This window comes from Bradyrhizobium sp. MI1.10 (genome assembly GCF_055811035.1).
Genome location: NZ_JBVVPN010000037.1, coordinates 42,569 through 52,602, shown reverse-complemented (window position 1 = coordinate 52,602; position 10,034 = coordinate 42,569). Strand labels below are relative to the sequence as shown.

Annotated in this window: 13 protein-coding genes and 1 pseudogene; 5 read left to right on the top strand and 9 right to left on the bottom strand. The window is 65.2% G+C overall.

Annotation, left to right across the window (positions count from 1 at the left end):
* Positions 1–186: 186 nt before the first annotated feature.
* The 5 genes from AC0L3K_RS30610 to AC0L3K_RS30590 form a co-directional block, all read right to left on the bottom strand.
* Positions 187–672 (bottom strand): DUF2852 domain-containing protein, encoded by a 486-nt coding sequence (locus tag AC0L3K_RS30610; protein WP_007596323.1) that lies wholly within the window; start codon positions 670–672, stop codon positions 187–189.
* Positions 673–792: 120 nt separating this feature from the next.
* Positions 793–1,533 carry a TetR/AcrR family transcriptional regulator gene (locus AC0L3K_RS30605; protein WP_007596325.1) on the bottom strand — a complete coding sequence of 247 codons (741 nt, stop codon included), beginning with the start codon at positions 1,531–1,533 and terminating at the stop codon, positions 793–795.
* 96 nt (positions 1,534–1,629) lie between these two features.
* On the bottom strand, positions 1,630–1,992 hold the full coding sequence (locus tag AC0L3K_RS30600; RefSeq protein ID WP_473367441.1) for a hypothetical protein: 363 nt from the start codon (positions 1,990–1,992) through the stop codon (positions 1,630–1,632).
* Positions 1,993–2,030: 38 nt separating this feature from the next.
* A complete protein-coding gene (locus tag AC0L3K_RS30595) occupies positions 2,031–2,435 on the bottom strand; it encodes a YciI family protein (protein ID WP_007596329.1) in 405 nt (134 codons plus the stop codon).
* Between the two features lie 78 nt (positions 2,436–2,513).
* Complete coding sequence (locus AC0L3K_RS30590) at positions 2,514–2,879, bottom strand: nuclear transport factor 2 family protein (RefSeq protein ID WP_473367440.1); 366 nt, start codon at positions 2,877–2,879, stop codon at positions 2,514–2,516.
* A gap of 151 nt (positions 2,880–3,030) precedes the next feature.
* Between AC0L3K_RS30590 and AC0L3K_RS30585 the strand changes: the two genes are divergently transcribed.
* The 3 genes from AC0L3K_RS30585 (at position 3,031) to AC0L3K_RS30575 (ending at position 5,126) form a co-directional block, all read left to right on the top strand.
* The gene (locus AC0L3K_RS30585) at positions 3,031–3,819 is read left to right on the top strand and encodes an SDR family NAD(P)-dependent oxidoreductase (protein WP_007596332.1); all 789 of its coding nucleotides are present in this window, start codon (positions 3,031–3,033) and stop codon (positions 3,817–3,819) included.
* Between the two features lie 82 nt (positions 3,820–3,901).
* Positions 3,902–4,339 carry a hypothetical protein gene (locus AC0L3K_RS30580; RefSeq protein WP_007596334.1) on the top strand — a complete coding sequence of 146 codons (438 nt, stop codon included), beginning with the start codon at positions 3,902–3,904 and terminating at the stop codon, positions 4,337–4,339.
* Between the two features lie 433 nt (positions 4,340–4,772).
* Positions 4,773–5,126: a hypothetical protein gene (locus AC0L3K_RS30575; protein WP_007596336.1), complete on the top strand. Its 354-nt coding sequence runs from the start codon at positions 4,773–4,775 to the stop codon at positions 5,124–5,126.
* A 107-nt stretch (positions 5,127–5,233) separates the two neighbouring features.
* Here the strand turns inward: AC0L3K_RS30575 and AC0L3K_RS30570 are convergent, their stop codons facing one another.
* The 4 genes from AC0L3K_RS30570 to AC0L3K_RS30555 form a co-directional block, all read right to left on the bottom strand.
* On the bottom strand, positions 5,234–5,647 hold the full coding sequence (locus AC0L3K_RS30570) for a VOC family protein (RefSeq protein ID WP_354168038.1): 414 nt from the start codon (positions 5,645–5,647) through the stop codon (positions 5,234–5,236).
* 38 nt (positions 5,648–5,685) lie between these two features.
* Entirely contained in the window at positions 5,686–6,222 is a 537-nt protein-coding gene (locus AC0L3K_RS30565; RefSeq protein WP_007596338.1) for an SRPBCC family protein, read from the bottom strand.
* A gap of 95 nt (positions 6,223–6,317) precedes the next feature.
* Positions 6,318–7,634 (bottom strand): RNA polymerase sigma factor, encoded by a 1,317-nt coding sequence (locus tag AC0L3K_RS30560; RefSeq protein WP_473367439.1) that lies wholly within the window; start codon positions 7,632–7,634, stop codon positions 6,318–6,320.
* Positions 7,631–7,999, bottom strand: coding sequence for a YciI family protein (locus AC0L3K_RS30555; RefSeq protein WP_007596340.1), 369 nt, complete (start codon positions 7,997–7,999; stop codon positions 7,631–7,633). The genes AC0L3K_RS30560 and AC0L3K_RS30555 overlap by 4 nt, the downstream gene beginning before the upstream one ends.
* Before the next feature lie 143 nt (positions 8,000–8,142).
* Here AC0L3K_RS30555 and AC0L3K_RS30550 point away from each other — a divergent pair, with 143 nt between their 5' ends.
* Together AC0L3K_RS30550 and AC0L3K_RS30545 are read left to right on the top strand one after the other, a co-directional pair.
* Positions 8,143–9,108, top strand: a complete 966-nt coding sequence (locus AC0L3K_RS30550) for a 2-hydroxyacid dehydrogenase (protein ID WP_473367438.1) — start codon at positions 8,143–8,145, stop codon at positions 9,106–9,108.
* Positions 9,109–9,225: 117 nt separating this feature from the next.
* Positions 9,226–9,912 (top strand): annotated as a pseudogene (locus tag AC0L3K_RS30545) (cache domain-containing protein); the annotation flags it as partial.
* Positions 9,913–10,034: the final 122 nt, after the last annotated feature.

Below are 10,034 nucleotides of genomic sequence, written 5' to 3'. Positions count from 1 at the left end.
CCCCCCCCCCGGCTCCCCCACCCCCCCCCCGCCCCGCGCCCGCGGGGGGGGGGGCCCGGGCCCCCCCCCCAAACCCCCCCCCCCCCGCGGGGGGGGGGGGCCGGCGCGCGGCTTGGGGCCATCAGGACTTTGGGGGCATGCGCCTGACGGCTTTGAGAAGCGTCAGTCTCGAGATCAACCTTGAGATCAACCCTGCTGCTGGTCGGTCGGCGGCGGGGTCGGGCGCGTCTTGTGTTGCGCCATGAACTGGTCGAACTCTTCCTTGTCCTTGGCGTGACGCAGACGGTCGAGGAAGTTCTTGAACTCGACCTGCTCTTCCTCGAGCCGCTGCAATGTCTCGGTGCGGTACTCGTCAAAGGCGCGGTTGCCGCTCGAGGGCGGGCCGAAGCCAAAGCCGAAACCGTGGCGCTCCATGCGGCCGCGCATACGGTCCATCTTGTACTGCATCCGCTCCATCTTGTTCTGCCAGCGATCCTGGTTGCTCCAGCACGACATTCTTCTGCTCCCGAGTGTGAAAAAGAGAAGGGCAAGTCCGATCGGCCACCAGATGATGAAGCCGAGGATGGTCACGGCGATCCAGCCGGGATGCCAAGGCGTGTTGAGCATGTGGGGGCGCTCGTAGTGTTGGTCCGAAGGGCCGCGCCATCGATTGACATCAGCGGTGTAGGCCATTTCCCTCTCCATGACGGCATCAGCGCCGTTGTGAATGTAAATAACATTTACATAGGTAGATCATCCCGCGATTTTGTCAAGCCGACCGCCTGACAGGGCGAAGCAATTATTTGGGTAACTTTATTTCGGCTTGCCCCAGGGACCACCGGGCGGCACGCCGGAACCGGAGGATGCCTCCGGTGGCACCGGCGGCGGCTCGGCGCTTTTCGCCGGAGGACGGCGATCGGTCGGGAAGCCGAGACCGCGGAGATAAATCAGCACCTCGGCTTCGAGCAGCTCGTCCGGCGACATCGGCAGCTTTCGACGCGCGGCATCGCCGCGGGAGAACAGCGAGGCCACGCCATGCGCCATCGACCAGATGTGCAGCGCCATCATCATCGCCGGAGGCCGCGGCGTGCCCGGCGGCGCCAGCGCGGCAAGCCGCTCCGCCGCGGCACGAATGACGTTGAAAGCACGCTCGCTAGCGGCCTGTAGCGCCGGATTGACATCCACCGGCACGCCCGATTCGAACATCGCGTTGTAGAACGCGGGCTCCTCGCGGGCGAAGGCGAGATAGGCCCTGCCGACACGCTCGAACGCCGTGACGGTGTCGGGCCGTCCGTCGTCCCAGGCCGCGGTCAGGCGCGATTCGAACTGCTCGAAACCGCGCTGCGCGATCGAGGACAGCAGTTCGTCACGGTCGCGAAAATGCCGGTACGGTGCCGCCGCACTGACGCCGGCCATGCGCGCGGCATCGGCAAAGGTGAAGCCGGCCGCGCCCTTCTCGGCGATCAATCCAAGGGCGGCCTGCAGCAGGGCTTCCTTCAGATTGCCGTGGTGATAGCCGCGCTCGGCGCGGCGCGTCTCCTTGCGCCAGCTCATGTGAACGACCTTTACATGAGCTGGGCAGGAAGGTCACTAGCGGCGACGGGGTTGATCAGCCCGTATTCTCCCCGGTCCGGGGCAGCGGCCGAAGCCCTAGCCGCCAGGGATCGGCAGCACCGGCATGATCTCGACGCGTTCGCCGGGGAAGATCGTGAAGTGCGGGTGGTTTTCGAACATCTTCGCCGCGGCTTCGTGCGAGGCCGCACGCACGACGGTGAAGGCGCCCATCTCGTTGGCGATGTCGGCGAGGCCCTTGCCGTCGACCTTCTTGGTCTTGCCGAGCGGCCCGCCCATGGCCTGGATCGCGCCTTGGTGCCTTTCGACCCAGCCCTTCCAGGCCGCCATGCCCTCCTGCTCCTTCGCCTTGCGCTCGGCCTCGGGCATCGCATCCCATGCGGCCCATTTGGAGCTGGTCTTGCTGCCGAGGAAAACGGCGAGATAGGTATCGGTGCTCATCGGTTCTCTCCTTTGCTGACGGATAGACAAAGCTGCGGCTATTTCTTGAGGTCGCCGAAACCGGCGGCGGCCTCCTGCACGTCAGGCGGAAAGTCGCTCATCTCCTGCACCTGACGGATCTCGATGATTTCGTTCGGTGCGGCCGGACACCGCCTGGCCCAGGCGATCGCCTCGGCACGCGACGCAACCTCGATCATCCAGTACCCGCCCAGGACCTCCTTGGCCTCAGCGAACGGGCCATCGGTCACGATGGGCTTGCCGGCCGCAAACGACACGCGCGCGCCCATCGAGGGCGGGTGCAGGCCGTCGAGCGTGATCAGCACGCCGGCGTCGTTCAGCACCTCGTTGTAGCGCATCATCGCAGCGACCCGCTCGGGATCGAGCTGAACGTCGGGCGCTGCGGTCTCGTAGCCGAGCGGGATCATCAGCATCATGAATCGCATGAAGGTTCCTTGCTTGCTTAGTCGCCCTTACCCAAGACGAGCGAACCCTGACGGAACCGACAGCATGGCGACAATTATTTAGCGCGCCTGCGGCAGGAAACGCCCGTCCTGCCGGGCAGCGCCGAAATAAACCTCGATGCGGCGAACCTTGCCGCCGGCGAAGGTGAAGAACTCGGTGTTGCGAAAGCTCCTGCCATCTGTCGCCAGGCAGAGATAGGTGACGAAGGCCTCGTCACCTTGGACGAAAATCCGCTCGATGTCGTGCCGCGCAATCCAGCCGGTGTCCCTCCAGCAACGCTCGAAATAGGCCGCCTTGTCGAGGTCCTCGTCGAACGGGCTGGTGAAGCGGAAATCGTCCGCCAACGCGTCGGCGACCCGTTGCCGGTCGTTGTCGAGATATGCGGCGAAAAGGTCTCGAATCAGGCGCTCGTGATCGTTGGACATTCCGGGTCTCCCTGGCAATGATCCCCTGGAAGACGATCCATCGAGGACCGTCCCGACATCGTGGCTTCGAGTTAAGGCCTTCCTCGTCGGAACGAAAGCGAAGTAAAAGAGGCTCGCGCTCGCGCGATCTTTCATAAGGACCGATCAGCCAATGCCCCCTACCCCGCACCGCGTTGCCCTCGTCACCGGAGCCGCGCGTGGCATCGGGCTTGCGACCGCGAAGAAGTTTTTGACCGAGGGCTGGCGGGTTGCGTTGCTCGACATCGAGGGCGAGCTGCTCGGCCGCGCGGTCGCCGAGATCGGCCGGGACGAGGCCACGCTGGCGCTGACCTGCGACGTCTCGGACGCAGCCGCGGTTGCCGCCGCGATGATGTCGGTCGAAAGGCGGTTCGGCCGGCTCGACGCGCTCGTCAACAATGCCGGCATTGCCGTGTTCGCGCCGCTGATGGAGACGTCGGAGACCGATTGGCGGCGCGTGCTCGAGGTCAACCTCACCGGCCCGTTTCTCTGCACCAAGGCGGCGGTGCCGCTGATGCGCGACGGCAATGGCGGCGCCATCGTCAACATCACCTCGATCTCGGCGGTGCGCGCCTCGACGCTGCGCTCGGCCTACGGCACCAGCAAGGCGGGCCTCGCGCACCTCACCAAGCAGCTCGCGGTCGAGCTTGCGTCCTTCAACATCCGCGTCAACGCGGTCGCACCGGGACCGGTCGACACCGCGATGGCGAAGCAGGTGCACACCAGGGAGATCCGCGCCGACTACCACGACGCCATCCCGCTCAACCGCTACGGCCTGGAAGAGGAACTCGCCGAAGCGATCTACTTCCTGTGCTCGGAACGATCCAGCTACATCACCGGACAAATTTTGGCCGTCGATGGCGGCTTCGATGCGGCGGGCATCGGCCTGCCGACGCTGCGCGGCGAACGGCGGAACGGGTAGGCACGGCGTAGGTTGGCCTAGCGAAGCGTCACCCACCTCTTCTCGTCGGCCAATCCTACGGACTCGAATTCGCGGAGGCTTCATGCGACGCGTCACCTTCCTCAGGGCTTTGATGCTCGTATCCGCGCTGCTCGCCGCCACGCCTGCCTTGGCCGAAATCCGCATCATCCAGTCGCCCGGTGGACAGGTCGGGCCGTTCCTCGATTTGTTCGAGAAGGTGCGCGAGAGCGGCGAGCGCGTGGTGATCGACGGTCCCTGCCTGTCCGCCTGCACGCTGGTGCTGAGCATCGTGCCGGGCGAGCGGATATGCGTCACCAAGCGTGCCGTGCTTGGCTTTCATGCGGCGCGCTCGGTCGACCGGCGCGGACGCTTCTACGCCGAGCCGGAAGCATCCGATGCGGTGCTTGCGGCCTATCCCGGCCCGGTGCGCGACTGGATCAGCCGCCGCGGCGGCCTCTCGTCGCGGTTGCTTCTGTTGAAGGGACGCGACCTCGCCGCGATCTATCCGCGCTGCCGGTGACGATCAGCGGACGCAAGCGCCCGCCAAATCGCGCCGGTCACCTGCTTCGTGAGGCCTAATAAAAACTCTGGATCAGCTGGGTCAATTCCATGCTCGCGCAGATGAGCATACCCCAAAGTGCAAAGTTGATCTGCAGCGCCGCCGCCATCGGTCGCTCCCCTTCCAAGTCCGCCCGCCCCAGTTTTTAGAGTTTATGACGAAATAAATAACGATTCTGCCCCGGAGTTCACAGCCTAATATTGCGCCAGTTGTTGTGCGATGCGGTCCGCATCATTTCACGAAGCGGCCTCACTGCTCTCGCAATGTGGTGCGACACTAAAATCCATATTCGGCCGTGTCGGCCAGGCGTTTCCCTTAGGTTCCATTTGAGCGGTGCGACGCAAGCTTCGGCAAGCGAATTTGGCGCGTCGCATACAACACCCAAGGGTTCGGCATGATGCGACACGGCTTTGTCTTGCTCACGTTTTGCGCAACGCTCATGGGATGCGTGGTCGCGCCTGCGCAGGAACGCCGTCCGATCGCATGGGACGGCCTCGGTCAGGATCCGAACCGTCCCTACGTCATCAAGCGTCGCGTGGCGACCCAAGCTCCCGCGGCGAGTGATCCGAATCAGGAGCGAGAAAGAGTCCTCGGCACCTTGCGCCCGTACTCCGCGGCGTGGTGGGCAATCCATGACGAAATCGAAGCGGAGAATGACAAGCAGCTCGGGACAAAGCTCGTGATCTGTCCGCGCTGCGTTCCCTCCTCGCAACCACCGAGCAATGACGTGACCGGATCGATCCGCTGAGAGCGGCACGCGGTCGATCGGCACATGACGCAACGTCTCATGCGCGCCCCTCTCCGCATCGTCGGGGAGAGGGGATCGCCGCTTGGCGCGTCAAGCGATCGCGGCTGTCACATTCCCTCGGCCGGGCAGTTCACCATCCAGGGAATGCCGAACTTGTCGACGCACATGCCAAAACCCTTGGCCCAGAACGTCTTGCTGAAGGGCATGGTGACGTTGCCGCCATCGGCGAGCGCATTGAACTTTCGCTCGCCGTCCGCGGGATCCGCGACCGTGAGCGAGATCGAAAAGCCCTGCGGCTTGTGAAAATGCTCGCCTGGTGCGTCGGAGGCCATCAGGACGCTGCCGTCTGGCAGCGACATCCGCGCATGCATAATGATCTTCTCGCGGCCGGGCGTGGCGGGCACCTCCGGCGGCGCATCCGAGGCGCGCATCATCGCATCGATCTTGCCGCCCAAGACCTTGGCGTAGTAGTTGAACGCCGCTTCGCAGGTGTCCTGATAGAACAGATAGGGATTGAGCATCGTTTCTCTCCGTTTTGCTTTCATTCGGGGTGACGGCGCTACTTCTCGGTGAGCTTCTTCAGGCTGGCCAAGCCCGCCTCGAAATCCTTGCCGATCATGTTGTCCATGTTGATGAACACCTGCATGACCTTGGACAGGAACGGCGCCGGACCGGACATCGCCCACGTGACCAGTGTGGCATCGCCTTGCGGCACAAAGGTGAACTCGGCGGTGTTGTGGCCTTCGAAAGGCCGCTCGAAGTCGAGCTTGATCCGGAGTTTTGACGGCGCACTCGCCTCGAGGATCTCCATATGGCCGGCGCCGACATTGTTGTTCCCGTCCCAGGCATAGGTCGCGCCCTTGCCCGGCGCAGTTCCGCCGAAGCTGCGCTTCATCGCGGGGTCCCGGCCCTCGTAGGGTGACCAGGCGGTCCAGCGATGGAAATCGGCGACCAGCGGATAGATCGCATCGGCGGGCGCCTTCACGGCGAGGCTGCGTTCGACGCGGAAGGTGCCGGATTTCGTCAATGCGAAGACGAGGACACCCGCGAGTCCGATAGCGAGCACGACGGCGATGATGGCAATGGCTTTCAGCATGAATGGCTCCCTGGATACGCTCCTAGGACGAAGGGAGGGGACCGGGCCCGACAAGGCGAAGCGAAAATTTTTGCGATGCCCGAAGCAGGCGCTCCCTACTTCACCTTGGCGCCTTCGACCTTCGCGCTCTGCCTGGCGCCGCCATTTGCGCCGTTCGGCTGGCTGTCGCGGATCAGGCGATCGAGATGCATGCGGATGTGAGCGGCTTCTGCGGACGTGTTGGCGAGGGCGATGGCGCGGTCGAAGGCGATGCGGGCTTCGTCGTTGCGGCCAAGCTGCATCAGGAAGGCGCCGCGCACGCCGTAGAAATGGAAGTAGTTGGCAAGCTTTGGCGCCAGCGGCTCGATCAGGTCGAGCGCGGCTTGCGGTCCGCGCACCTTGGAAACCGCGACCGCGCGGTTGAGCGTCACCACCGGCGAGGGCTGCACCACCTCCAGCGCGCCATAGAGCAGGTCGATCTGCGCCCAGTCGGTCTCCTCGGGCGTCGCCGCGCGGGCATGCAGCGCGGCGATCGCGGCCTGGATCTGGTAGGGCCCGCTGCGGCGATGGCGTATCGCCTTGTCGATCAGCGCGAGGCCTTCCGCGATCATGGTGCCGTTCCACAGCGAACGATCCTGGTCATCCAGCAGGATCAGCGAACCATCCGCGGCAAAGCGCGAGGCACTGCGCGCATGCTGCAACAAGATGAGCGCCGTGAGCCCCATGATCTCCGGCTCGCTCTGGAACAGCCGCAACAGCAGCCGCGCCAGCCGGATCGCTTCTTCGCACAGCGGCTTCCTGATTTCGGCGGTGTCGCCGCTCGCCGAATAGCCCTCGTTGAAGATCAAATAGATCATCGCGGCGACAACGGCGAGCCGCTCCGCGCGCTCGACCGCGCCCGGCGTTTCAAACGGCGTCCCGGCCTCCGCGACCTTGGCCTTGGCACGCGTGATGCGCTGCTCCATCGCCGCTTCCGACACCAGGAAGGCGCGCGCGATCTGCTTCACGGTCAGGCCGCAGACGATACGGAGCGCCAGCGCGATCTGCTGCGTCGCCGGCAGCCCTGGATGGCAGCAGATGAACATCAGCCGCAGAATGTCATCGCGGTAGTGCGAGCCGTCGAGCCGCTCCGCGAGCGCGCCCTCGGCGTCGTCGAGATCGGAGATCGCCTGGTCGTCCTCCGGCAGCGGCTGCTGCTTGCGGGTGCGGCGCACCTCGTCGATCGCAACGTTGCGGCCGACCATGATCAGCCAGGCCGCGGGATCCCGCGGCGGCCCGTTCTGCGGCCATGTCTTCAGCGCGCGCAGGCAGGCGTTCTGGAATGCCTCCTCGGCGGTGTCGAGATCGCGGAAATAGCGCAGCAGCGCGCCGACCGCCTGGGGGCGCGCCGAGGTCAGCGCGGTCTCGATCCAGGCGGTATCGGCCTCGCTCACGTCAGATTTCCTCCGGGCCTGAACACGCCCACGGGCCGCACTTCATAGGCGCCGCCGGGATTGGCCGCGCCGAGGTCGCGGGCGACATCGAGCGCCTCGTCGAGGTTCTTGCAATCGACGATATAGAAGCCGAGCAACTGCTCCTTGGTCTCCGCATAGGGGCCGTCGAGCACCAGCGGCGGGTCCTCTTTACGCAAAGTCGCGGCCGCGGTGGTCGGCAGCAACCGCGCCACCGGACCGAGCCGGCCTTGGCTCGTGAGCTTCTCTTGCACCACGGCGAGCTTCTTCATCACGGCTTCGTCCTGGTCCTTGCTCCAGGAGCCGACGAAGTCCTCGTCGTGATAGCAAAGGATCGCATAAAGCATGGGCAGTACCTTCCCTGACCTCTTGTTTTGAAGACGATCCAATATGCCTCGCCCCGACAGGGCTGCGGAAAAAATTTGCAAGAAAAATCCGGAAGATCGTGCCAAGGAGGGCCCTCAAAAGCGGAACCTATAGAGGCACTCGAATGACCGTAGGCACACTGGCCGTCCTGATCAACAGCACGCAGCAAAACTGGCTGCCGGAGCGCTGGAAGGCCCGGTTCGACGCGGTCTGCGGCGGCCGCCGCGTCGTGCTGCTGCCCGATGCCGGGCTCGATCCGGCCGAGGTGCACTATGCCGCGGTGTGGAAGCCGGTGCCGGGCGACCTCGGCTCCTTCCCCAATCTGCGGGCGATCTTCAATCTCGGCGCCGGCGTCGATGCGCTGATGGCGGACAAGAGCCTGCCGAACGTGCCGCTGGTGCGTGTCGCCGTGCCCGATCTGACCGGCCGCATGACCGAATACGTCGTGCAGCACGTGCTGATGCACCACCGCCAGGAGCTTTATCTGCGCCAGTCGCAGCGCGAAAAGCGCTGGGAGCCGACCTATCAATGGCCCGCGAGCGCCGTCACGGTCGGTGTCATGGGACTGGGCACACTCGGCGCCGATGCGGCCGATGTGCTGCGGCGGCTTGGTTTCCGCGTCGCCGGCTGGAGCCGCGGCCCGCGCACCATCGCAGGCGTCGAATGCTTCCGTGGCGCCGGGCAGATCGACGCGTTCCTGCGCACGACCGATATCCTCGTCAGCCTGTTGCCGCTGACGCCTGATACACACGGCATCCTCAACCGCGATGTCTTCACCAAGCTCAACCGCAAAAGCCCGCTCGGTGCGCCCGTGCTGATCAATGCCGGCCGCGGCGGCCTTCAGAACGAAGCCGACATCCTGGCCTGCCTCGACGACGGCACGCTGGGCGCCGCCTCGCTCGACGTCTTCGTGCAGGAGCCGCAGCCGAAGGACAGCCGGTTCTGGACCCATCCCAAGGTGCTGCTGACCCCGCACAACGCCGCCGACACCGACGCTGACGCGATCTCGGCCTATGTCGCCGAGCAGATCGCGCGGTTCGAGGCCGGTGGCGTGCTGGAGAACGTGGTGGACCGGACGCGGGGGTATTGAGACCTCACGTGCCATCGAGCCCGTAAAATCACTGATCGTCGGCCGGTATCCCGTTCACCCTCTCTTAGCGAGAAGTTGATAGGCGTTGTTAATCAACGCTCAACGAACGAGTCGGACATGCGCTTCACGCTCGGCCTCAGGATGCGGATCACGGTTGCGCTGGCGGTGACGGCGGCGGCGACCGCCCTGTTCGCCGTGCTCGGGGCGATGTGGATCATTTCCGGCATCATCGACCACGCCGATCAGCGCGAGCTGCGCAGCCATTACGACGCGCTCCAGTCGCGAATTGCCGAGGAATCCCAGCGTGCCGCCGCCATGAGCGCCGTCGTCGCCGCAATACCGGCGACGCAGGACGCGATGGCCAAACAGGATCGCAACGCTTTGATCGGCCTGTTCGGGCCGGTGTTTGCCGCGACCAAATCGGAGTACGGCATCGAACAGTTCCAGTTCCATGTGGCGCCCGCGACCTCGTTCCTGCGCGTACACCAGCCTGCTAAATTTGGCGACGACCTCTCGGGCTTCCGCAGGACCGTGATCATGGCCAACCAGGAGCACAAGGTCGTGGTCGGCCTCGAGGGCGGCTTGGCCGGGCTCGGTATCCGCGGCGTGGTGCCGATCGCGCAAGGCGGCAAGCATCTCGGCTCGGTGGAGTTTGGCCTGACCTTCGGCCAGTCCTTCCTGGACGACTTCAAGACCAACCGCCATGTCGACATCGCCTTCCATCTCGCGGACGGCGGCGGCTTCAAGCTGTTCGGCGGCACGCTGAAGGGTAAGAGCTTCTTCGATGCGGCCGATTACGGCCGCGCCGCCGGCGGCGGGGGGGGGGGCCCCCCCGCCCCCCCCCCCCCCCCGCCACTGGCCGCCCGGGGGGGGCCGCGCACGGGTTTTTTCGGTTAGTCCCACGGGGCGGGGGCCCTGGGGGTGGG